Annotated in this window: 21 protein-coding genes; 3 read left to right on the top strand and 18 right to left on the bottom strand. The window is 40.1% G+C overall.

Features of this window, described 5'->3' with window-relative positions; all coding sequences use genetic code 11:
• Positions 1 to 80 precede the first annotated feature (80 nt).
• The 6 genes from T375_RS13230 to T375_RS08090 all read right to left on the bottom strand — a co-directional run bounded on the left by T375_RS13230 (position 81) and on the right by T375_RS08090 (position 7,163).
• Positions 81 to 617: a DUF4190 domain-containing protein gene (locus T375_RS13230; RefSeq protein WP_049960354.1), complete on the bottom strand. Its 537-nt coding sequence runs from the start codon at positions 615 to 617 to the stop codon at positions 81 to 83.
• A gap of 123 nt (positions 618 to 740) precedes the next feature.
• The gene (locus T375_RS08110) at positions 741 to 1,544 is read right to left on the bottom strand and encodes an enoyl-CoA hydratase-related protein (RefSeq protein ID WP_044937166.1); all 804 of its coding nucleotides are present in this window, start codon (positions 1,542 to 1,544) and stop codon (positions 741 to 743) included.
• A gap of 79 nt (positions 1,545 to 1,623) precedes the next feature.
• The gene (locus T375_RS08105) at positions 1,624 to 4,206 is read right to left on the bottom strand and encodes a bifunctional diguanylate cyclase/phosphodiesterase (RefSeq protein WP_044937164.1); all 2,583 of its coding nucleotides are present in this window, start codon (positions 4,204 to 4,206) and stop codon (positions 1,624 to 1,626) included.
• Positions 4,206 to 4,877: a DUF6320 domain-containing protein gene (locus T375_RS08100; protein ID WP_044937162.1), complete on the bottom strand. Its 672-nt coding sequence runs from the start codon at positions 4,875 to 4,877 to the stop codon at positions 4,206 to 4,208. The genes T375_RS08105 and T375_RS08100 overlap by 1 nt, the downstream gene beginning before the upstream one ends.
• A complete protein-coding gene (locus T375_RS08095; protein WP_044937160.1) occupies positions 4,877 to 6,124 on the bottom strand; it encodes a condensation domain-containing protein in 1,248 nt (415 codons plus the stop codon). The genes T375_RS08100 and T375_RS08095 overlap by 1 nt, the downstream gene beginning before the upstream one ends.
• Positions 6,125 to 6,248: 124 nt before the next feature.
• The gene (locus tag T375_RS08090) at positions 6,249 to 7,163 is read right to left on the bottom strand and encodes an alpha/beta hydrolase (RefSeq protein ID WP_044937157.1); all 915 of its coding nucleotides are present in this window, start codon (positions 7,161 to 7,163) and stop codon (positions 6,249 to 6,251) included.
• Between the two features lie 210 nt (positions 7,164 to 7,373).
• Between T375_RS08090 and T375_RS08085 the strand changes: the two genes are divergently transcribed.
• Positions 7,374 to 7,571 carry a YjfB family protein gene (locus T375_RS08085; protein WP_033153446.1) on the top strand — a complete coding sequence of 66 codons (198 nt, stop codon included), beginning with the start codon at positions 7,374 to 7,376 and terminating at the stop codon, positions 7,569 to 7,571.
• Between the two features lie 291 nt (positions 7,572 to 7,862).
• Here the strand turns inward: T375_RS08085 and T375_RS08080 are convergent, their stop codons facing one another.
• From T375_RS08080 to T375_RS08055, 6 genes are read right to left on the bottom strand one after another with little or no spacing between them, the layout of a single operon-like run.
• Positions 7,863 to 8,930 (bottom strand): GntR family transcriptional regulator, encoded by a 1,068-nt coding sequence (locus T375_RS08080; RefSeq protein ID WP_044937154.1) that lies wholly within the window; start codon positions 8,928 to 8,930, stop codon positions 7,863 to 7,865.
• A gap of 2 nt (positions 8,931 to 8,932) precedes the next feature.
• Positions 8,933 to 10,147, bottom strand: a complete 1,215-nt coding sequence (locus T375_RS08075) for an LL-diaminopimelate aminotransferase (RefSeq protein WP_044937151.1) — start codon at positions 10,145 to 10,147, stop codon at positions 8,933 to 8,935.
• Positions 10,148 to 10,170: 23 nt separating this feature from the next.
• Positions 10,171 to 10,959 carry a phosphoribosylformimino-5-aminoimidazole carboxamide ribotide isomerase gene (gene hisA / locus T375_RS08070; protein ID WP_044937148.1) on the bottom strand — a complete coding sequence of 263 codons (789 nt, stop codon included), beginning with the start codon at positions 10,957 to 10,959 and terminating at the stop codon, positions 10,171 to 10,173.
• A gap of 47 nt (positions 10,960 to 11,006) precedes the next feature.
• On the bottom strand, positions 11,007 to 12,311 hold the full coding sequence (locus T375_RS08065; RefSeq protein WP_044937147.1) for a M18 family aminopeptidase: 1,305 nt from the start codon (positions 12,309 to 12,311) through the stop codon (positions 11,007 to 11,009).
• Positions 12,308 to 12,886 (bottom strand): flavin reductase family protein, encoded by a 579-nt coding sequence (locus T375_RS08060; RefSeq protein WP_044937144.1) that lies wholly within the window; start codon positions 12,884 to 12,886, stop codon positions 12,308 to 12,310. Before T375_RS08060 ends, T375_RS08065 begins: the two co-directional genes overlap by 4 nt.
• A 1-nt stretch (position 12,887) precedes the next feature.
• Positions 12,888 to 13,784: an exonuclease domain-containing protein gene (locus T375_RS08055; RefSeq protein WP_044937141.1), complete on the bottom strand. Its 897-nt coding sequence runs from the start codon at positions 13,782 to 13,784 to the stop codon at positions 12,888 to 12,890.
• A gap of 315 nt (positions 13,785 to 14,099) precedes the next feature.
• On the opposite strand from T375_RS08055, the gene pflB reads away from it, so the two are divergent.
• Positions 14,100 to 16,358, top strand: coding sequence for a formate C-acetyltransferase (gene pflB / locus T375_RS08050; RefSeq protein WP_044937137.1), 2,259 nt, complete (start codon positions 14,100 to 14,102; stop codon positions 16,356 to 16,358).
• The gene (gene pflA / locus T375_RS08045) at positions 16,358 to 17,092 is read left to right on the top strand and encodes a pyruvate formate-lyase-activating protein (protein WP_044937134.1); all 735 of its coding nucleotides are present in this window, start codon (positions 16,358 to 16,360) and stop codon (positions 17,090 to 17,092) included. The genes pflB and pflA overlap by 1 nt, the downstream gene beginning before the upstream one ends.
• Before the next feature lie 13 nt (positions 17,093 to 17,105).
• Here the strand turns inward: pflA and T375_RS08040 are convergent, their stop codons facing one another.
• The 6 genes from T375_RS08040 to T375_RS08015 form a co-directional block, all read right to left on the bottom strand.
• Complete coding sequence (locus T375_RS08040) at positions 17,106 to 18,728, bottom strand: glycoside hydrolase family 13 protein (RefSeq protein WP_044937131.1); 1,623 nt, start codon at positions 18,726 to 18,728, stop codon at positions 17,106 to 17,108.
• Between the two features lie 154 nt (positions 18,729 to 18,882).
• Positions 18,883 to 19,587, bottom strand: coding sequence for an adaptor protein MecA (locus T375_RS08035; protein WP_044937127.1), 705 nt, complete (start codon positions 19,585 to 19,587; stop codon positions 18,883 to 18,885).
• Between the two features lie 137 nt (positions 19,588 to 19,724).
• A complete protein-coding gene (locus tag T375_RS08030; protein WP_044937123.1) occupies positions 19,725 to 20,633 on the bottom strand; it encodes a dihydroorotate dehydrogenase in 909 nt (302 codons plus the stop codon).
• Positions 20,633 to 21,397 carry a dihydroorotate dehydrogenase electron transfer subunit gene (locus tag T375_RS08025; RefSeq protein WP_044937119.1) on the bottom strand — a complete coding sequence of 255 codons (765 nt, stop codon included), beginning with the start codon at positions 21,395 to 21,397 and terminating at the stop codon, positions 20,633 to 20,635. Before T375_RS08025 ends, T375_RS08030 begins: the two co-directional genes overlap by 1 nt.
• A gap of 24 nt (positions 21,398 to 21,421) precedes the next feature.
• Positions 21,422 to 22,342 carry an orotidine-5'-phosphate decarboxylase gene (pyrF, locus tag T375_RS08020; RefSeq protein ID WP_044937116.1) on the bottom strand — a complete coding sequence of 307 codons (921 nt, stop codon included), beginning with the start codon at positions 22,340 to 22,342 and terminating at the stop codon, positions 21,422 to 21,424.
• Positions 22,323 to 23,609, bottom strand: coding sequence for a dihydroorotase (locus T375_RS08015; protein WP_044937113.1), 1,287 nt, complete (start codon positions 23,607 to 23,609; stop codon positions 22,323 to 22,325). The genes pyrF and T375_RS08015 overlap by 20 nt, the downstream gene beginning before the upstream one ends.
• Between the last annotated feature and the right edge of the window lie 946 nt (positions 23,610 to 24,555).

Genomic DNA, 24,555 nt, shown 5'->3' with positions numbered 1-24,555 from the left:
TAGAGGATATCCTTTCTCGTCAGATATCCCTTCTCTTATTTAAATATGCCAAAAAGTGCTAAAAGCACCTCTAACCAAAATTATAATGTATCATCCTCATCTAATGAATGAAGCTCGTCCTCTAAGATTTGATTATCATCAAGATAATTGTCTAAGTAATCTTCATCGTACTCTTCGTAGTACTGAAGAATATCTTCGCTTGCGTCATAGATGTTTGCAATGTTTGCAATAATAACTACGTAGCAAACACAGCAAAGAACAATGCTTATGATTGATGTGACGATACCTGCAATTGCAAGACCCTGGTTTCCTTTTTGTCCTTTTGCCTGTGATAAATAAATGCAACCAAGAACTATTGAAACCAAAGCTAATAAAATATTAAAGAATGATAAGAATAACAGCAAAGCAATGATGCCTAACACCAGTGATGCTATAGCTAAGCCATTATCTGCCTTTTTAGGAGGCTGCTGATAATAGTATGCCTGCTGATTATATCCGTAGTTTGGATTGTTGTATTGATTATTAAATTGATTATTGTACTGATTGTTATTTTGGTTGTTTGTATTCTGCTGTGATGACTGTTCATTTTCATCTTCAAACATGTAATCGTTACCCATAATATCTCCTAAATTATATAATTAACCTAATCTTAATTATGATAACTGTTTATGCCCTATTTTACAAGCAAAACCAAAAAAACCACCCTTTTTGCAAGGGTGGTAAAAAATCAATTAATTTTATTAGAAATCTGTAAGATTTGCAGCACGTCTCTCAAGGAATGCACCCATGCCCTCTGCCTTGTCGTGTGTAGAGCATGTAATACCGAAGAGGTTAGCCTCCATCTCAACTGCATTCTTGATGTCCATGTCGTAACCATTGTTGATTGCAGCCTTTGCAATAGAAACAGCATAGCTTCCCTTTGAAGCAATCTTCTTAGCCATTTCCTTAGCTGTGTTCATAAGCTCTTCCTTAGCAACAACCTTGTTTACAAGACCAATTCTGTATGCCTCGTTTGCATCGATTGAATCGCAAGTGAAGATAAGCTCCTTAGCGCGTCCCATACCAACAAGACGAGCAAGTCTCTGTGTGCCACCGAAACCTGGGATAATTCCAAGGCCTGTCTCTGGCTGACCAAATGTAGCATTGTCAGCAGCGATACGGATATCGCAAGCCATAGAGATTTCGCAACCACCGCCAAGTGCAAAGCCGTTAACAGCAGCGATTGTAACCTGTCTCATATTCATAAGCTTAAAGAATGGAACTGAAGCCTTCATACCAAATGCACGTGCCTCAGCTGCTGTGAAGTTAACCATCTCAGAGATGTCTGCTCCAGCAACAAATGACTTGTATGGGTTATCCTTCTTATCAGGACCGCCTGTAAGGATAAGAACCTTTACATCGTCTCTTGCTTCGATTTCTGTTAATGCAACATCAAGCTCATCAAGAGTCTCGCTGTTAAGTGCATTAAGTGCTGCTGGACGAGAGATAGTAAGTACCGCAATCTCATCAGCAACTTCAAGCTTTAAATTGTTAAATTCGCTCATAGTAATCCTCCTCTTTGTGGGGCATTCCCCTTCGATTTTTCATGATTACTATATTAGAGCATTGTTAAAGTTTTGTCAATCATTTTTGTTTCCTATTTTTAATTATTTCTTTCATCTTCTTTTTGTTCTCGTACATAGCGGAATCTGCCCTGTCAAAAACATCGGAAACAAATCTGTCCTCCGGACCAAATTTAGCCCAGCCAACAGCCATTGTCACGCTATTAGCCTTATCGTTTCTTTTATTGGCCCTATCAATTTTGCCAAGTCTGTTTTCAATCATTTCATAGTCTTTGCCCTGGGCTATGGCGACAAATTCATCACCACCGATTCTATATACAGGGCTTCTTGCAAAGGCATCGCACAAAATCATACAGCCTTCTTTTATATAATCATCACCTGCCTGATGTCCCTGATTGTCGTTTACTTGTTTCAAGCCATTTAAATCACAAACAATAATGGCAAATTTTACCTCAACTCCTGCCTGTATCTGTGTATTTAAATGCTCCTCCTCATCAGCGTATGCTCTTTTGTTTTTAACACCTGTAAGCTGGTCTTTTGTAGCTCTTTCCTCTGCTTCAATAAGCGAAGTTGCATATTCTCTTTCTTGAACCACTTGCTTTTCGATGTTCATAACACCTACAAGAAGGCGTGCTTCATTATCCTCTTGTATAAGGGTTGCTCTCAAACACCAATGAACAACCTGGTTTTCAACCATCACTCTATACTTGTATACAAAGATTCCATCCTCTTCTATTCTTTTAAGAACAGTTTTTTTATCAAAGACCTTTAAAAAGTCCTTAATGTCATCTGGATGGAAAGTGTGCCAAACATTTCGTGCAGTCTCCTCAAAGAAATCTTCACCCTTCATTGCCAGATTAAGCCTTCCATATTCTTCTGAGGAATTATAGCTGACATAATTATTGGTGACCGGATCAACAGAGTAGATGTTTATGAAGTCACCCGACAACGCCATGATACGAGAATAAGCTTTTCTCTCTTCTTTTATCTTCTCAATCGCCTCGCGCTGTTTCACCTGGTCATCAACATTATTGATACCTATCAGAATATAATTATCGTCTTCTCTGACCTTTACTGCCTTCAAGTTGACATATATAGGTTCACCGTTCACTATACGTCTATAGGTTATTGAAAATGTACCCTTATTCTTTAGACTCTTTATAATTTTATCCTTTGTGAAGGATTTATTCATCATATCTAAATCTTCAGAATAGATTCTGCTAAAGAAGTTCTTCAAAGTTTTATTGAAGAAATCAGTTCCCTTCTTTTCAACAGATACATCTCTATTGAGACCATCAGGATTGTATTCCACAAACTCATCTGTTTCCATATTTACATAGAAAAGATTAATATAATCCTCTGATAAAGCTCGCGCTATATAGTTGTATGTAAGAGTATCTGCTTGATTTATCTTTTCTCCAATTTGAAGAATTACAATAGCAATCGCTGCCACCTTAGTAACCGGATTCACTGCTACTCTCTGCAACAACATTTGAATCGTTTTTTCATGTCTTGTTCTATCATCAATAATAACTCTCTCGCCATCTTTAGCACATTTAATTATCGCATTTACGGTATATCTTCCAATTTCATTTTTTGCATCTTTTTTTATATTGTATGTTACTTTTCCACCTTCAATACCTAAATGATTTGATAAGAAGTTTCTGAAAGCCATATTTACTCTGACTGTTCTTAGTACATCTTTATCTAATTCAACAATTGCTGCCGGAAATGTGTCAAAATAATTGTCCAAATCCCCATTCTTTCTTGCAAAAGAAATATCATAAAGGTTTATCTTTCCAATTGACGCATAATAATCGGTTTCCTTTGGATTCTCAAAACCAATTGCTTTTCCTTTTTCATAACGTTCAAGGACCTGGCTAACCGAAATAGGCTTGCAGTAATAGAATCCCTGCATACGGCTACATCCAATTTCATTTAAAAAGTCAACCTGTTCTGCTGACTCAACGCCCTCTACTACAGTCTCCATACCTAGTGACATAGCCATTCTGACAAATTCAGTCAAAATAATTCTAGCGCTTTCACTATTAGCAATTTGTCTTACGAAGAATATGTTTATTTTTAAAAGATCAAAATGCATCAACTGAAGCACAGCTGGCGCAGCATCTCCACTGCCATAATCATCAAGCCAAATCTGGAATCCCAGCTCCTGCAACTGCTCCAATTGAGAAAGGATAAAGTTATCCCCTGGATTAATGGAATCTTCAGAGACAGAAACTGCTATCATATGCTTTGATATTTTAGATTTTTCCACTCTGGTTGCAATTTCATCTACAACATCACAAGTATAAAAGTCCACTTGTGAAAGATTAACTGATGTAGGAACAATAAAAAGACCTCGCTTTAGTTGCTCTTCCATTTTCTCAAGTGTTCGTTCTAGCACAAACAGGTCCAGCAAGTGGACCTTGTTTACTGCCTCCACGGCAGGAACAAAATCGATTGGATTAAGCATCCCAAAGACAGGGTCTTCCCATCTAACAAGCGCTTCCTCACCGCAGACTCGACCATTAGATGTACGAATTATTGGTTGATAGTACACCTCAATCCAGCCCTCAGAAAGCGCTCTGTCGATATTGTCGACAATGTATTTATTTTTGTTAAACTCTTCCCCGAATACTCCCATTAAACGTTTAGTCTCCTTTGGATTTCGCCAACCACTTCACGTCCTTTGAATATTATTGCGCCTACAAAGAGAATAACGCTCACCAGCAAGCATATAATCCATACTAGAGGACAATCTCTTTCAGCAAAATAAAATACAATGTAAGGTAAAATTCCAACCACTAAATTGGTTAGAAGATATACCATTGAATTTCCATTTTTATCAAGCATCGCCAAAACAAAATTTGCAATCAGAGTACCCATGATTACAATAGGCGCTACCCATTCAGCTATAACCCATAACTGGCCTATATAGTATGATGTAATTCCCAACATACCTAAGACAATAAACACAAACAGCGTCATTATTCTTGATGAACTAATACCTTTTTTGAATAATCGCATGATGCCAAATTCAAAAACAATAAGCCACATGGCCACAATCAAGCTCCAATGAATGTGAGCAAGTGCTGGCCAAAGCTTTACACCAAAGAGAAAATCTACCCCTAAGCTTGCAATTACAATGGCCCAAATGATAAACAATTGAACCTTGTAAAAAAATGATTGTAACTGAAGTGTAGTCTGCTTTGGAAAATAAGGAGCCTCTGCTTCTCCATTTAACTTGCTTTGGCATAGTGGACATTTTTTAAGGTTGCCACCTACCTCTATCTTACAATAAGGACAGTTCTTCATTATCGAATCACCTCCGTAGCATAAACTCTAATGTTAATTCCCTCGTCCGTCAGTCCGCGTACCAGATTCTTAACAACTCTGGTGTTGGAATAAGGTGATGATATTCCAAGTGACAAATCCCCATTGTAGCTAGACATTGTAGAGAAAAGATTTCCTGAGCTACAGAATGCACTGTAGTTCTGAACCTGCTCTGCCACTTCCTTTGGTGGTTTCTGAACTCCCAAATTAGAAAGAACCATTGAAACCTTTTTATCTGTAATCTTTGAACCATAGCGAACTACCCACTGCTTTATGAAAAGCGGAACAGCTCGAACTGGAGCTACATACTCCATGGTCTCAAAGTTATCCATCTGTTTTTTAATGTTTTCCTCAGTAAGATTTGCTTTAAGCTTCTCATCGAATTCCTTAACCAAATCCTCAAATGAAATATCCTCATCAAAGACATGGGAAACATTAACATTGTTGAAGAAGTTTCTGGATGTCTGACTTGGATAGTAATTTCTAAGATTTACAGGCATCGACACATTTATAGGTGTCTTACGCTTTCTAGGAGGCATATCCTCCATGATTGCCAGCATGAATCTGGCGCCGATGTAGCTTGTAAGGGATACTCCAAGTTCCTTTGCCTTTGGCAGCAACTGTTCTGTAGGCATGTGAACCTCGAAAAACTGAAGCTGATCGTATGGAAGCTTTAATCCACTTGGATGATATGCGTACTTAAGGGATGAACCTTTAAGTCCCATACTTCCAAAGAACTGCTTGTAACTATCCTGATTCAAGTCATCCTCTGACGCTCCAGAGTGGATAGTTGTCTCCTCGTATCGTCCTGGATATTTTAGCTTTAAATAATCCAAAACTATGATATTTAAAAACTCTAGTGCACCTGTTCCATCAGAAATTGCATGGAACAAATCTAGATTAATTCTCTTGCCGTAATAAGTAACTCTGTAATGAAGCATTGGCCTGCCAGGAACATAAAGAATCGGACAAACTCTTCCGTGTTCTTCTGTAACAACTGGCTGAATATCTGTGTCCTCCATATAGTGCCAGAAAATGCCTCGGCGAATTCTCACCTGGAACTGTGGTCTTATTTGAATTGCAGAAAGCACTGCTTCCTGAAGTAAATCTGGATCAATATCCTCCCATAATGTACAGCTGACCCTAAGAGTTCTCGTATCCCTCTTAGCTGCCGTAGCAAGAAAAACCTTCGCTACGTTGTCAACCTTATACCAATTATCTCTACTCATTCTCTCTTATCCTAACCCGCTGGTTACGTCCACAAGCCTACTGATTTCTCCGTTCGACAACACGTCTCACTTGAGAAATAGTAGAGCTTGTTTACTACCAGCTCATTTAAATATTATAGTTTTTCTAATAGATCACACTCGTGACGAACCGTGACAGACGTTTCATGGCACGCCCCGCCATTGGCAGGGGCATCTGCTGATACACATGCCATCCGTCTTTTTCGGTATCTAAAGTCACCTGTCCGCCAGCCTTATGAATCTTTTTTGACAGCTGTGCGCTATCCTCATAAAGAATTTCGTTTTTACCAACCATAATAAGGGTTGGTGGAAAATCCTTGAAATCTCCATATAAAGGGCTGTATTTTGCATCGGCTTTGTCTGCCTTCGCACCTATGTAAGCATCTCTCACTCCCTCCACATAATCCTTTGTAAGGATTGGATCCTTATCTTTGCAGGATTCGTAAGATGAAGATGTGGCTGTCATATCCGTCCATGGGCTAAACAACAATAAAGCTTTAGGCCCAATTCGACCTTCTTCTATAAGCTTTTGTGTCATACACAATACAAGATTTCCTCCTGCTGAATCTCCTGCAAGAAGAATCTGTTTTGCTCCATAGCCCTGCTGCACAAGATGATTCCATACAACCATTCCATCATCCAAAGCAGCTGGATATTTGTTTTCAGGGGCGAGTCTATACTCGAACGAGACTACAGAAAAGCCTGTGGATATAGCTAATTTTGCTGCAAGAATCCTTGCATAACCTAAACCGCCGCAAGTATATCCACCGCCATGCGCATATAAAATTATGTAGTTTGGATTATGGGCCAAATCTGGTTTAACCCACTCACAAGAAACGCCCTCTGCAATGAAGCTTTCTACAGTAAACCCATCGTTTGGAGTGGCAAGCTTACTTGCCAATTCCATAGAAGATCTTTGCTTTTTAAGGTCCTCCTGGGTAAGTGATTTACCGCCAATAGAGTTGACTGCCTTTATTGCTTTCATCAAAGGATCGTTCAAATTGATTTTTAGTATAGCCATGTTTCCCCTCTAATTATAACTATGTTTATTATAATTATTCTTTTTTCATTTTTCTACAGTGCACATAAAAACTACACTTATTTCTCACACTTCTGCATAATTCACAGTTTGTTCACATATTAGTCACAATTTGGCACCAAATAAAATATGGCAAATGATACACTTAAATAGAAATGAAAAAGATTCAGTCTTTTTTAGGGGAGGCGCCATATGGATATAGCCGAAATTTCTATGAGCCTAAGTCAAAATCAGTTAATGTCAGCAGTGGGGACTGCTATGCTCGGTAAGACATTAGATCTTGTAGAAGGACAGGGTCAGGCGCTAGCACAGAGTATGAGTATGAATACTCCTTCACTAGAGAGCTTGGTCTATCCCACTTCCGGCACCATGATAGATGTGCGCGTATGAGTTAATTTAATGTATTTGGTGTTTTTATTAAAGCTGGTACGATGGTACCAGCTATTTGTTTGTAGCGTATTAAGTTACATGCATTAACATCTTTCTATTATTCCACACCATCGGTTAGCAATTCACAAATACTATTTTTATTTTGCATTCTTTATTCACATATTTTCCATTGTTCCTTCAGAAATTGATTGTATTATAATTACATCGCAAGACAGAAGCGATGAACCATTTTTTTCATAACATTATTCTCCCTTTTTAAAAAAGACGCCCCGCCGGCGTCTTTTTTACTGCTTAAAAACAAGATTTTCTTTCTATTACTTTTGGCTCCAATAATATGTGAGCCTCTTTTTTCGAGATACTTCCATCGATAAGCCCCAATAATGTCTGGGCAGCTTTCTTGCCTAACTCCTCCTGAGGATGGGCAATTGTGGTGATGCCTTTGCTGTGTGCAAGTAAAGAATTATCGAATCCCGTAACTGAAATATCATGAGGCACATTTCTGCCTATATTGGTCAATCCCTTTATTACATCTGCTGCGATTTCATCGTTGTAGCAAACTACTCCATGACATGAAATTCCGTTTTCAAAAATCCTGAGAAGCCCTTCCATAGGCTTTGTAGTTTTGTCCTTTGTGTGATACCACACAACTAAATCAGGATCATAGGCAACGCCTGCAGAAGCCAATGCTTTTACATATCCCTTGTGTCGAAGAATACCCTGAGTATCATCTGCCTTGAAAATACCTGCAATCTGTCGATGTCCTAAACCAAGCAAATGCTCTGTGATAAGCTTTCCGCCTTCCACATCGTCAAGCATTACATAAGGCCTGTCCATCATAGCCTCGTAACAGCCCTGAATAAATACATAAGGGATTCCCATTGCATCCATTTGCTCGTACAAGACCTGATGCTGGCAGCTGATAGCGCTTTGGCTAGGTTCAATAATCATGCCGTCAATGTTTTTAGACAAAAGCTCTTCCATACACCAAGCCTCACCCTTACGGGAATTGTTGGTGGTTTTAAGAAGGATACTATATCCGTTTTCATCCAGGACCTGATTGATACCCTGAATAACTCTCGGGAAAATATAATCCGACATGTAAGTCGAAACCACAGCAATATTTTTGCTGTGGCCTCTTTTTGTTTTGGGACGTGCAACAAAGGTTCCGCTTCCATGACGTGCATAAAGATAGCCTTCAGAAATAAGCTGTCCTATGGCTTTTCGTACCGTTTGTCTACTAACACCATACTTTGCGGCCAGCTCATTTTCCGAAGCTATTTTCTCATCCACCCCATATTTTCCGGAATTGATTGCCTTTTTTATGTCTTTAATTATTAGTTCATACTTAGTATTAACCATATTTATAAGTTTTTGATTCGCTCAATAGCTCTAACTGTATTTTCAGCTGAACCAAAAGCAGTAAGTCTAAAGTAGCCCTCACCTGATGGTCCAAAGCCAGCACCTGGTGTTCCAACGATTTGAACATTCTCAAGAAGATAATCAAAGAAATCCCATGATGTCATGTTGTCAGGTGTCTTTAACCAAATATAAGGAGCATTAACTCCACCATATACCTGATATCCAGCATCCTTAAGACCAGTGTAGATTGTCTTGGCATTGTTCATGTAGAAGCCGACCTGCTGCTTAATCTGAGCCTGACCTTCTGCAGAGTAAACTGCCTCTCCTGCTCTTTGGATGATGTAAGGTGCCCCGTTGAACTTTGTACCGTGACGACGAGCCCACATACCGTGAAGTGACACTCCGTCATATACAAGATCCTTTGGCACTACTGTGTATCCCAAACGAACGCCAGTAAAGCCTGCATTCTTTGAGAATGAATGAATCTCGATAGCGCAAGTCTTTGCGCCTGTACATTCATAAATAGAATGAGGAACATCTTCCTCTGAAATATATGCTTCGTATGCTGCATCAAAAATGATGAGGCACTTGTTTTTGTTTGCATAATCAACCCAAAGCTGAAGCTGGCTCTTTGTAAGAGTAGTTCCTGTAGGATTGTTTGGAAGACATAGATAGATTACATCTGGTGTCTCCTTTGGAAATTCTGGAACGAAATTGTTCTCAGCTGTTGTTGGCATGTAGATAAGATCTGACCACTTGCCAAGAGTAGCATCATATGTGCCACATCGTCCTGCCATAACATTTGAATCTACGTAAACTGGATAAACCGGATCACAAACAGCGATTTTAACATCTGCTGCAAATAATTCCTGTATGTCTGCAGAATCTGATTTTGCTCCATCCGAAACAAAAACTTCATCTGCTGAAATATCACAGCCTCTGCTTTGATAATCATTCTTTGCAATGGTCTCACGTAGGAATGAATATCCTAAATCTGGAGCATAACCATGGAAGGTTTTAGCGTCTCCCATTTCATCAACTGCACTGTGAAGTGCGTTAATCATAGCTGGTGCAATTGGTTGTGTTACATCGCCAATACCAAGTCTGATTATATCTGCATTTGGATTAGCTTCTTGATATGCAGCTACTTTTTTTGCGATTGTAGAGAATAGATAGCTGCCTGGGAGTTTTTGGAAATTTGTGTTTACTTTAAACATGTGTACCTTCCTTTGTTGCCTTATTACCTAGTTACAATTCGTTTCACTATTCTTTCGTAGGATAAATCTCCGCCAAATAAATCCAGGCATGAGCCTACAGTGAAATCCATATTATTATCAGATAGATAGCTAATGAGTTCTATATCTCCGTAATCTGATACTCCACCTGCATATGTAATTGGAACACGCTTGTAACCTGATAAAAAACCAACTAAATCCCTATCAATACCGCTCTGTCTTCCCTCCACATCTGCTGCATGAATCAAAAACTCATCGCAATAGTATGCAAGTCTATCAAGGAAATTGTATGTGATAACTTCCTTGGAAACCTTCTGCCATCTGTCTGTAACAATGACATATTTATCATCTATTCTGGTACAAGATAAATCCAGAACCAAATGCTCTCTTCCAACGACCTCTGATATGCGCTTCAAAGCATCGTAATCGACTCTTCCATCGTTAAAAACAAAAGAAGTAACAATAACATGGCTGGCACCAGCAGATATAAAATCTCTAGCGTTTTTATCATCTACTCCGCCACCATACTGCATTCCACCAGGATATGCTCTAAGAGCTTCCATAGCTTCTTCCTTTGAAGCCTCATACTCTGGTGTGCCTTTCATATTCAGATTGATAATGTGTCCACCTCTAAGATCATCTGACTTGTAAAGGTTCGCAAAATAAGCTGCACCTTTGTCCGCTACAAAATTCTCCTTCGGCTGACCATCTGCTTTCCCCAAATCTGAAATAGTTGAACCAACAATTTGCTTTACCTTACCGTTGTGAATGTCAATGCATGGTCTGAATTTCATCTCATTTTCCCCCAAGTGTCAATATAAGTGTGTCAAAGCCTTCAAAATTAATCAAAATTATAATCTGAGCCCGAAACATTTTCAATGACAGTTTCGTAAAATTTCGTAGCAATTTTAAGCAAATATTCGGTATCTTTCACACCTGCTGTCTCATATGGAGAATGCATAGCAAGCTGAGCTAGTCCGATATCAACACCATTGATTGAAACATGAGCGTTTGAAATGTTGCCAAGTGTAGAACCACCAGCTACATCTGAACGGTTTACAAATGTCTGATATGGAACCTTTGCCTTGTTGCACATTTCTGTGAAAATTCCAAATGCCAAACCATCTGTCATGTATTTCTGATTTGCATTGAACTTGATTACAACGCCTTCATTCATATAAACCTTGTTTGTTGGGTCACTCTTTTCTGCATAGTTTGGATGTAGTGCATGAGCATTGTCTGCAGAAACCATAAATGAATTTGCAATTGCTGTGAGAAGGCTTGAGTTATTGCCACCCATAGCTTCGTTAATGCGAACCAAAGTATCATATAAGAATGTAGAATCAGCACCCTGCTTTGTACCACTTCCTACTTCTTCATTATCAAATGTTACGTGAATCTGAGCTGCTGTGTTTGAATTCTTAGCTGCAAGAAGTCCCATCATTGAGCTGTATGAGCACTGAAGGTCATCAAGTCTTCTGATAGAAATAAATTCTTCGTCTGCACCCCAAACTTTACCTGGCTCTCTGTTGTAGAGGAATAAATCAGAACCTACGATTTCCTCTTCCTTAACTGAAAGCTCTGCTGCAACAAGCTTCTTAAGATTAAAGTTTTCATCCATAGATACAAGTGGAAGTAAATCCTTCTGTGGATTGTATTTGTAACCATCGTTTGCTTCTCTGTTCATGTGGATTGCAAGTGAAGGAAGCATGCAAAGATCTCTGTCGAAATCTATAAGCTTTGTCTCGATACCATTTTTGCTTCTGACAATTACACGACCAGCGATTGAAAGTGGTCTGTCAAACCAAGGAGCCATAAGCATTCCGCCGTACTTTTCTGTGTTAAGCTTTACATAGTGGCCCTCTTTCATTTCTGGCTGTTCTTTGATTCTGAATGTTGGTGAATCGCTGTGTGAAGCCATAATCATGAAGCTCTTAAGTGAATCCTTAGGCATTCTGAATGCAAGAATTGATGAACCGTTTCTTGTAACGAAATAGTTCTTACCAAGCTCGATTTTCCACTCTTTAGCTTCGTTTAACTCTACGAAACCAGCATCTAAAAATCTCTGTCTCTCGTTTGCCACAACGTGAAACTGAGATGGGCTCTCCTCTATAAATTCAAATAGTCCTCTTACTGTCTTGTTCATTTTTTCTTTCCTTCTTTCTTTTTTATAGAGTAACCAAAGGTACCCTTTGGTTTTGTAAGGCCAAAATAAGTGCCATGGCAATATGCCAATGGCTCTGATTCTTCCAATTGAAACTTTCCTGTTTCATTCATATATTTCTCATCTGCGTGCACAGCAAGAACATCTGCAACGAACATAGTATGGCTACCATATTCATGTGCTTCTCTCACCCTACACTCGATGTTGACTGGCGATTCAACTAGCATAGGAACATTGACTTCATCAGCCATTTCCTTGTGAAGGCCGCAAGCTTCGAACTTATCTACATCCCTACCACTTTTGACACCACAGAAATCTGTAGCAAAAGCAAGCTCCTCTGTAGTCAAGTTGATTACAAATTCACCTGTCTCTTTTATCATATTGTATGAGTATCTGCTAGGCCTAACTGAAATGTATGCCATAGGCGGATTGGTACATACTGTTCCTGTCCATGCAACAGTAAACACATTATCATTCCCTTCCTTATCTCGGCATGTAATCATTACAGCTGGAAGTGGATAAATCATATTACCTGCTTTCCACTTTTGTTTTCCCATTTTATATCTCCTTAGACTTTTCTTCCATCATCTCAGAGAAAGTACCCATATATACATTTCCCTGACCGAGTAAGAATCCTAAATCATCCATAAAAGCTTTTGTCTTTGGATTCTCGTGGAAGCCTTTACGCTTTAATTCTTCCAAGAAATCAGTACCTATCTTAGAATCGATGATTAGCTCATCATCCTCTTCCACATCACCAAAGCTTCTATTTTTAACGTATTCGCCTCTGAACTTTTTATATTCAGCTGCTCGTACTCCATCGTACTTCATCTGATCCTGTTCGATGATTCTGATGCAGTTAAGCATGTCTTCAGCATCTGCAAGAGCGTTATGCTCCACATGACCGCCAAGGCCACAGATTGTTTTCATATCTGCAAGGGAAAGATTTGCATCTAAACCTCCAGTAACATCCAAGCTGACTTCTTTTTGAATATTGTCAAAAGTGCTGATAAACTTTGCAACGCTTCGCTTAAGTGGCTTTTCCAGATTTCTGGATTCGTAATCTCTTTGAAAGCTGTTTTTATCTCCGCCCCAAACGCAGATTTTTCCAACCTGAAACTTACGAATGCGAGTGATAAGCTCAGTCATAACATCCTCGTAAGCTGGAGCGTCCTCTAAATCTTCATTGGTAAGACCAGTGAGCTCAGTAATAAGCGGCGGTAACTTATGGCCAGGTCTTAGCTGAACTGTTGAGTAGAATCTATCAAGCTCCTCATGGGCTGGGTTTGTAATAATTACGCCCACAGAAATAACATCCTCGATGGAACTCTTTTTATATCTCGCACTAAGATATTCCGCATCAAGGAATGCTTGATTCTTGCCTTTGTATCCTGCAGGAGCAGTCTGACTAGGCCCTTTTACTTTGTTTTTTGTACTTGTATTATTTGTAGCCAAATTTATCTCCAAACTTTGTAAATTAATGTGAATTCATTGTACCAAAAAAATCTCTACTATACAAAAGCCATAAATAATAAATCACACGCAATTTGTTTTTGCAGAAATACATCCAAAAATGTTTTTATTTTAATACATTGTGAATTTTTTGTCACTCCTATGGTATATTATTAGAGGCTAGATTGTTAGACACAACTAACTGTCCAAATTGTGGCTAATATAACCCCACTAGCCGGCGTTTGTAAGGCTTCCACTTAGCTTACAAACAGAACTATAAATTTTTATATTTTTATAAACAGAAAGGGAAACAAATCAATGGCAAATCATGATTTCGCACAATGGAATGGTTTCGTCGGTCGCGTTTGGAAAGATAACGTTGACGTACGTGACTTCATCCAGAACAACTACACTCCTTATGATGGAGATGAGTCTTTCTTAGCAGGTCCTACAGATGCTACTAACACACTTTGGGGTAAGCTTCAGGAACTTCAGGCAGCTGAGCGTGCTAAGGGCGGCGTTTTAGACATGGAAACAGAAATTGTTTCATCTCTTACTTCTTATGGCCCAGGTTACATTTCCGAGGACACAAAGGATCTTGAACAAATCGTTGGTCTTCAGACAGACAAGCCTCTTAAGAGAGCTTTCATGCCATACGGTGGTATTAAAATGGCTGAGCAGTCTTGCAGAATGTACGGTTATGAGCCAAGCGAGAAGCTTCACGAAATCTTTACTGTTTATCACAAAACACACAATCAGGGAGTTTTCGATATCTACACACCAGAGATTATGAAAGCTCGTCACAATAAAATTCTTACAGGTCTTCCTGATACATACGGCCGTGGTCGTATCGTAGGCGATTACAGAAGAGTTGCTCTTTACGGTATCGATTACCTTATCGAAAAGAAGCAGATTGACTTCGCTAACACAAATCGTCAGGGTATGAGACGTTATGACTTCCAGCTTCGCGAGGAAATCACAGACCAGATTAACGCTCTTAAGGGCATGAAGGAAATGGCTGCTTCTTACGGCTTTGATATTTCTAAGCCAGCTGCAAACGCTAAGGAAGCTGCTCAGTGGTTATACTTTGGTTACCTTGCAGCTATCAAGACTCAGAACGGTGCTGCTATGTCAGTAGGACGTGTTTCTACATTCCTTGATATCTACATGACACGTGACCTTGCAAACGGTGTTATCACAGAGTCTGAGGCACAGGAAATCATAGATCACTTCACAATGAAGTGCCGTATGGTTAAGTTTGCTCGTATCGAGTCTTACAACCAGTTATTCTCAGGTGACCCAGTTTGGGCTACACTTGAAGTTGGTGGTATCGGTCTTGATGGACGTCACCAGGTTACAAAGACTTGCTACAGATTCCTTCACACACTTGAAAACATGGGTCCTTCACCAGAGCCAAACCTTACAGTTATGTACTCTAGCCGTCTTCCTGAAAGCTTCAAGAAGTACGCTGCAAAGATTTCTGTAAACACATCTTCTATCCAGTACGAGAACGATGATGTTATGAGAGTTACATGGGGCGATGATTACTCAATCTGCTGCTGTGTATCTGCTACAGAAACAGGTAAGGAGCTTCAGTTCTTCGGTGCTCGTGCAAACCTTGCTAAGTGTCTTCTTTACGCTATCAATGGTGGTGTTGATGAGAAGTCACATGATCAGGTTGGTCCTGAGTACACACCTATCACATCTGAGTACCTTGATTACGACGAGGTTATGCACAAGTTTGATCAGATGATGGATTGGTTAGCTCACATGTATGTTGGTGCACTCAACATGATTCACTACATGCATGATAAGTATTACTATGAAGTTTGCCAGATGGCACTTATTGATACACACGTACGCCGTTCATTTGCTACAGGTATCGCTGGATTCTCACACTGTGTAGATTCACTTTCAGCTATCAAGTACGCAAAGGTTAAGGCTATCCGTGATGAGAATGGAATCACAAAGGATTTCGAAATCGAAGGTGACTTCCCACGTTACGGTAACGATGATGACAGAGCTGATGAGATTGCTGTATGGCTTCTTAGAACATTCATGACTAAGCTTCGTCACATCCACACATACAGAGATTCAGAGCCTACAACATCTATCCTTACAATTACATCAAACGTTGTATACGGTAAGGCAACAGGTGCTCTTCCAGACGGAAGACCAGCAGGCGAGCCACTTTCACCAGGTGCTAACCCAGCATACGGTGCAGAGAAGAACGGTCTTGTTGCTTCACTTAACTCAGTAGCTAAGCTTCCATATGAAGAAGCACTTGACGGAATCTCTAATACACAGACAATCAACCCAGGTGCCCTTGGACACTCAGAGGAAGAGCGTGTTAACAACCTTGTTAACGTACTTGACGGATACTTCGATCAGGGTGCTCATCACCTCAACGTTAACGTATTCGGTAAAGAAAAGCTTATCGATGCTATGGAGCATCCAGAGAAGCCAGAGTACGCTAACTTCACAATCCGTGTATCTGGATACGCTGTTAAGTTCATCGACCTTACTAAGGAACAGCAGATGGACGTTATCGCACGTACTTGCCACGAGGCACTATAATGCGTGAAATACTTGGTTATATAAATAAATTTGAGAGCTTCGGGGCCGTTGATGGCCCTGGAGTTCGTTATATAATATTCTTAAATGGATGCAAGATGCGCTGTGCTTTTTGCCACAACCCAGAGACATGGGCTGAGCATCAGGGCGAGCAGTATACTGCAGATCAGGTCCTTGAGAAAGCTCTTCGCTACAAGCCTTACTGGAAGAAGGATGGAGGAATCACTGTCAGCGGTGGCGAGCCACTTCTTCAGATTGATTTTGTGTTGGATTTATTTAAGAAAGCCAAAGCTAAAGGTATCACCACTTGCCTTGATACTGCCGGCCAGCCATTCACTCATGAAGAGCCATTTTACAGCAAATGGAAGGAGTTAATGAGCGTTACCGACACTGTTATGCTTGATATCAAAAACATCGATCCTGAGGAGCATAAGAAGCTCACAGGGGTGCCTAATGACAATATCCTTCAGATGGCAAAAGAAATCTCTGATATGGGTGTAAAAATTTGGATTAGACATGTGCTTGTTCCTGGTGGAAGTGATAATGATGAACTGCTCCATCGTACACGAGAATTCATTGATACACTAAAAACTGTAGAGCGTGTAGAGGTTCTTCCATACCACAGTCTGGGAGTTCCAAAGTATGCTGAGCTAGGCATACCATATCGCCTTGAAGGCGTAGAATCACCAACTGCGGAAAGAATAAAAAATGCAAAAGAAATCCTAGGTGCAAACTAGCACCTAGGATTTTTTAACATATCGTATATACGGTAGGACTTGTAATTTTAATGGTCATTGTTTTTCCTTTGTAGCTTCTTATGATATTAATAGCATTATCATCCTCTACAATAGAAGTATCTCCTAACTGTAGTATTGGATTCTTTTTTAAAGCTATTAAGCTCTTTACCTTCTCTAAGAAATCCAAATCCCACTCTTCCTTGTTCCAATTAAAACAGCGTCTGCAATCAGGGTCATGATTGCCCTCCATAGCCTGTTCTGTTCCATAGTACAAACAAGGCGTGCCCGGCATAAACATTGTCATTGCTATTGCTGCTTCCAGCTTCTTTTTATCTTTGCCTATAGCAGTAAAGAAGCGCTCTGTATCATGAGAATCAAGCAAATTCAGCATCATATAGTTTACCTGCTTCATGTTACGCATCAAAATTCCATTTAGATGCTGGACAGTTTTTGCCTCATCACATGTTCCTTTTGCAAAATAATCAAGACATATCTTCGTATATGCATAATTCATAATGCTATCCTGCTGGTCACCTTGCAAAGCTGGGTATGCATCATGCCAGTTTTCTCCGATGATTACGGCATCACTCTTTTTCGCTTTTACAGCCTTTCTGAACATTCTCCAGAAATCGTGAGATACCTCATCAGCCACATCAAGGCGCCATCCATCAATGTCTGCAACATCTATCCAATAGGTAGCAATATCCAGCAAATATTTTTGCACATCAGGATTCGCTGTGTTAAGTTTTGGCATGGACTTTGAATATGCAAAGCATTCATAATTACGATTTTCTACGTCTGCCTTATCTCCATCAATAATGAACCAATCGTGATACTTTGATTTACGTCCATTTTTTACTACGTCCTGAAACTGCTCCATCTTTGTGCTGCAATGATTAAAAACTGCATCCAGCACAAGTCTAATACCTCTGGCATGAGCTTCCTTTACCAGTTCTATCAAATCCTCCGTCGTACCAAACTGTGGGTCGATTGTTTTGTAATCTATAATGTCGTACTTGTGATTTGATTCCGATAAAAATATAGGCGTTAAATATATTCCTGAAATCCCCAAATCTTTAAGATAATCAAGGCGCTTAATAATGCCTCGCAAATCGCCACCAGCATGGCTTTTAGGGGTAGGTTTATCTCCCCATCTCATGTCGATATAGGACATATCTTTGTTTTCATCCCCAATGCAGAATCTATCAACAAAAATCTGATAGAAAACAGAACCTGGCATCCATTCTACAAGTGGCATTACATCATTTTCATTGATATAAGGCAACTGGAAGAAATTATAATAACAATCGTCGTAATTATAGCTTTCAGTAAGGCCATCTTCGCTGTAAAAATATATTTTGTTATTCTTCTCCAGCTGGAAAATATAAACAAATCGAACGTCGTTTATTTTCAGCTGGATTTCATAATAAGCGAATAGCTCATCTTTATATTTAAGTGGAACATCCACAGTGTATCTCTCTTCTTTATAATCATACTTAACACCGTAGATTAAGCTTACCTTAAGCCCACTTTCTGCATCTTCTCTGGCAGTTCTAAGTCTAAGAACTATTTCATCCGTCGATAATGGAAAACAATATCTTGATTCTGGTATGTGTAATAATGCGTGTCTGTTCATAAAACTCCCTTATACGTAATACAATATCAATAAACTCCTTCTAATAGTTTATCGATAAATGGCGATTTATCAACTGGTTATGCTGTTAACTAAACTTTTATTTTTCAATAAAAAATAGTCAGGAGATAATCTCCTGACTATTGGTATTTTTGTATTAAATTTGTGATAAAACATTTGCACAATCTTCGCAAATCAAATCGCCGTGCTCTAATAGAAATGCCCCATCAAAGCTTTCTGTAAACATCTGATTTGCAAACTCTGCTATTACTAAAATCACAGCTGAAATCTGTCTGCGTGTAAGCTCAAAATTCAGCTTGATGTAGTAGTCATCTCCGTAACGGTACAAAGTACTCTTCATTCCGTCGTACTTTGGAAGATGCTTGCAAAGTAAAATTGCTGAATCTAAATCATCAAGTATTGCCCAAAGTGGAGTGTCCAGATACTGATCTGTCACCTCATCACTTTCGTCTGTAATAGCCTTTGCAGGCTGTACTGGAACATCAGATGTACTAGCTGAAATTGCAGCACTCTGAGGTGTTTTCGTAGTTGAAAGCGTCTCCTGTAAACCTGTGAGATGCTTTTTTAATTCTTCAATTGCTGTAGCCAGTCCTGTGCTTGAATCTGGAGATATAAGTAATGCAACATCACCCTGTGGCATCACTGTCATTTGAACGCTGTACGCCTTTGCATGAGTCTCAATTCCGAGGGTCTCACAGGCTTCAGCAAGAATATCCCTAATAAAGCTCTGGGTCTTTTCCTGGTCACTGACGAAATCACCAAGCTCCATGCCGTTCTGTTCCATTTCTTCTTTTGTGATGACACATCTAATCTTGTCCTCACCTATCTTCTTGAACTTCATCAGCTCCCCTCCTTTCAAATTGTGGACGTAAATAAAGTTTAGCAAATGAATTTGAAAGTGTCACGGAAAAATCTGAGTATATTGTGAGAAATTTCCGTGAACAATGCAACCATTCAATTATTATGTGTAGCAAAACCTTATTTCACTATGCCTATTATATCGTTGATATCCTCAATACCCTTCCTCTCCATATATTCCTTCATTCCGCCAAGTATATCCAGTGTTGCTGTAGGATTGTAGAAATTAGCTGTACCAATTGAAACGGCTGTTGCCCCCGCAAGCATCATTTCAATTGCATCTTCCCATGTTGAAATTCCACCCATTCCTATAATTGGAATTGAAACTGTAGAAGCACACTCATAGACCATACGAACAGCTATAGGATGAACAGCAGGACCTGACATACCACCGGTTTTGTTTGCCAGTACAAAGCTTTGACGTTCAACATCGATTTTCATCCCTGTAAGAGTATTAATAAGGGAAATGGCATCCGCTCCCCCAGCTTCCGCAGCTTTTGCCATAACCTTGATGTCTGTAACGTTTGGAGAAAGCTTCATGACGATTGGCTGCTTTGCATGAGATTTCACAAGTCTTGTGATTTCTTCTACTGCCTTAGGATCCTGACCAAAAGCGATTCCGCCCTCCTTAACGTTAGGACAAGAGATGTTGATTTCTAGCATATCAACTCGCTTTTCATCTGCCAATCTATCTACCACTTCAATATATTCTTCGGCTGAATGACCGCAAACATTAACCACTACCTTTGCATCTTTGTACTGTTCAAGGAATTTTAAATCTCTTTCACAGAACACCTCAACCCCTGGATTTTGTAGGCCGATGGCGTTAAGCATGCCTGATTTTACCTCGGCAATTCTTGGTGTTGGATTACCTGGCCAAGGCACATTTGCAACGCCTTTTGTAACAACAGCACCAAGCTTATTTAAGTCTACAAACTCTGAATACTCCATGCCTGAACCAAAGGTTCCTGAAGCTTCCATAATAGGATTCTGAAATTCTACTCCTGCGATAGTAACCTTTGTATTCATTACAATTCCACCTCCGTAGATAAGAAAACTGGACCGTCTTTGCAGACTCTTTTATTTTTAACGTGGCTGTGATCATCTACTTCTTTAGACTGGCATACGCATCCCAAGCATGCACCAACGCCACATGCCATTCTCTCTTCCATTGAAACATAGCATTTGATGCCTTTTTCAAGGGCATACTGTGCAACACCTCTAAGCATAGGCTTTGGACCACAAGCATAGATAACATCAGCAGTCAATTCGTTTTCCTTCATTGCATCAACAACAGTGCCGTGAACTCCAACTGAGCCATCATCTGTAGCGATAATCACATCAGCTGCTGCATCAATGAATTCATCAGCAAGGAATAAATCATCGTTGCGATATCCCATTACTGCTGTAACAGAGCCCTTCAACTGCTTTGCAAGCTCTAGCATTGGAGGCACACCAATTCCGCCACCAACTACAATAGCCTTTTCTCCCTCAAGTGGAAAACCATTTCCAAGAGGGCCAAGAATTTCAACTTCATCGCCAACTGCAAGCTTTGAAAACTCAGCTGTTCCTTCCCCGACTACACGAAATACCACTCGAAGGGTATTTTTTAACTCATTGATTTCGCAGATGCTGATAGGACGAGGTAACAGCTTGCTATTGTCATTTGAGAAAATGTTTATAAACTGACCTGGGACGGCATATTTACTTGCATTTGTCTCAAGCTCAAGGCTGAATACGCCTTCTGCCAGTTTTTTCTTAGCTACTACTGTAGCGCTTTCCTTTATTTTCATATTTTATTAAACTCCTTACTTAACTTACTTAAGTGCTCCGCGGATATCAGCGAGCATATCCTCTACAGCTGCTCTACTTGCTCCTGCAAAGTTCTCTTCCCCATACTTCGCATATTTCTCCTGCTGGTATGCTGCAATGATGCCACGGCTTGAGTTTACAATAGCGCCAAGGCCATCCTCATTGAAGAAGTTTACAAGGTCAGCACCCTTGCCTCCCTGTGCACCGTAACCTGGCACAAGGATATATGTGTGAGGCATAAGCTTGCGGAGCTTTGCGCCCATCTCTGGATAAGTTGCACCAACTACCGCACCTACATTAGAGTAGTTGCCCTCGCGAGTGTCTACGCCCCACTCTTCGATTTTCTCAGCCATGTGCTCGTAAAGTGGTCTGCCGTCGATAAGTCTATCCTGGAATTCTCCTGATGATGGATTTGAAGTCTTGCAGAGTACAAAGATTCCCTTGTCCTCTTCTTTACAAACATCAACGAAAGGCTTTACGCCATCTGTTCCAAGATATGGATTTACTGTAGCCATGTCTGCATCAAAGCCCTGATATTTGTACTCGCCCACTTGAACTGAACCAAGGTGTCCAAGAGCGTATGCTGTAGATGTTGAGCCAATGTCACCACGCTTGATATCTGCAATAACTATAAGTCCAAGTTCCTTCGCATAATCAACTGTCTTTTTGTAGGCAATCATACCTGGGATGCCATAGCTTTCATACATGGCAATCTGTGGCTTTACTGCTGGAATCAAGTCTGCAGTAGCATCCATAATCTGTCTGTTGTAGTCGAACATAGCCTCGCCTACTGCCTCAAGTGTCTGGCCCATCTCTGCAATATGCTTATCAACAAGTGACTTTGGCATAAGCTTCATTGTTGGGTCTAAACCTACAACTATTGGTGCGTTCTTCTCCTGAATCTGGTTAATTAGCTTCTGAATCATATACAACATTACCTCCAAATATAGTTTTTACAACTTTTCCCTGTACCTTACGATTCTCATAAGGCATATTCTTTGACTTGCCAACAAAGTCGGCAGCATGAATTTCATATTCGATAGTTGGATCAAAGATTGTGATGTCTGCTGCTTTACCAACAGATATATCACCCAAATCCTGTCTGCCAAGGATCCTAGCTGGATTGCTACTCATATATGCAGCCATTGTAAGCGGTGTAATAAGACCTGATAATACAAGCTCTGTATAAGCAAGACTTGCCGATGTTTCAAGTCCAACTATTCCAAATGGTGATGCAAAGCCCTTGGCCTTTTCTTCTGCAGTGTGTGGAGCGTGGTCTGTAGATATTACCTCAAATACGCCCTCCGCAAGGCCACGTCTAAGCGCCTCTCTATCTTCAGCTGTACGAACTGGTGGATTCATTTTATAGTTACCGTCGCCTGGGACGATATCGTCTTCTGTAAGTGTAAAATGATGAGGACAAACTTCGCCAGATACCTTGATTCCTCTAGCCTTTGCCTCTTTAAGAATGTCATAGCTTTCCTTTGTAGAGCAATGACAAAGATGAAGTGTAGCCCCTGTCTCTTCTGCAAGCATAATGTCACGGGCTTCAATGATGTTTTCTACTGCGTTGCTGATTCCCTTTTCTCCCATAGAATCAGACTTTGTTCCCATGTTCATAACGCCGCCCTGAACAAGATTAATATCCTCACAGTGAGCGAGAACCGGAACATTTTTCTTAGCTACGATTTTCATAGCTTCTCGGTACAAACCGGAATCCATAACCGATTTGCCATCCTCTGAAATAGCTGGGATGCCGGCATTAATCATGCCTTCCAAATCAGAAAGCTCCTTGCCTTCCATTCCCTTTGTAACCGAGCCAACCTGAAGCACTCTGCATAGGCCAACTGACTTGCCCTTATCATGGACATAGTTTACAAGCTCTGGATTATCAACCACCGGCTTTGTATTTGGCATGGCAAGAACAGTAGTAACACCGCCTCTTGCAGCAGCCTTTGAACCGGTCTCAATGTCTTCCTTGGCAGTCTGCCCTGGATCTCTGAAATGAACGTGCATATCGATAAGCCCCGGGAACACATAGCAGCCCTTGGCATCGATTACCGTATCAGAAAAAACGGGAACAATTTCAGCCTCAATAGCTGAAATACTGTTCCCGTCTATCTTAATATCTAATATTTCGTCTGTGTTTGTAGGTGGATTCAAAACCCTTCCGTTTTTTATTATAAGGCTCATATTGTACCTTCCTTCCTAAACTGTAGGTAGTATACCATATTGAGCCTTTTGAGGAAACAAAAAATTCACCCATTAATGCACTATTATGTATTATTTTTTCTTAGTTAAAATTCTGGCTATTCCTCCCTGAGATATCACAAAAGCTCCACCACCGGCAAATGCTATCATCACTACTATTAGTACTATAACAAGTGCAGTATTTCCGCTTTCTGTTTCAGTAGCTGCTGCTGGTGTTTCTGCATCCTGAATGCTCTGAGAATCTGTGTTGCTATCAGCTTCCTCTGTAGTTGCAGTTGATGCTGTAGTATTAGAATCATCTGAAGTTGTATCCTTTGTTGATTCCTTAGTAGCATTTGATGCAGTCTTTGTAACTGTAGTCTTCTCATTAGAAGTTTCTGACTCAGTGTCTGCAGTAGCTGTATTGTCTGTAGTTGTTGTAACATCTGTAGCAGCTGTTTCATCTGTGCTTGTAGAAGCACTTACACTTGTTGATGAGCTTGATGTACTTGTGCTTGTTGATGAAGTTGCGCTACTTGATGTACTTGTGCTTGCCTGGCTTGAGCTTGATGATGAACTTGTCTGGCCTGCGCTTGTAGAGCTCTCATTATTAGAAGTGTTATTCTCTTCCTTATTGTCATCTGTGGCCTCTGTTGTCTTTCCAAGCTCTTCATCTGATGGACGAGTAGTTGTTACTACAGTCTCCGCGTCCTCAATCTGCTGATGAATTCCTTTATCGTTAATAATTAGCTTTAATGTGTAGCCTGTAGCACCTACTACATACACATTATTACTTGCTATAGTTAACCCCTCATCCTCTGCTTCTTCCTCTTGAGCATCAGCATCCTTATCTTCTGCTTCTTCCTCTTGAGCATCAGCATCCTCATTTACTTCTTCATCAAATTCTTCATCACTCTCTTCTGGCAACTCTTCTTCAATATCTTCGTTG

The organism is Pseudobutyrivibrio sp. LB2011 (genome assembly GCF_000701765.1).
GTDB lineage: Bacteria > Bacillota > Clostridia > Lachnospirales > Lachnospiraceae > Pseudobutyrivibrio > Pseudobutyrivibrio ruminis.
This window is presented reverse-complemented; position numbering and strand designations above follow the sequence as displayed.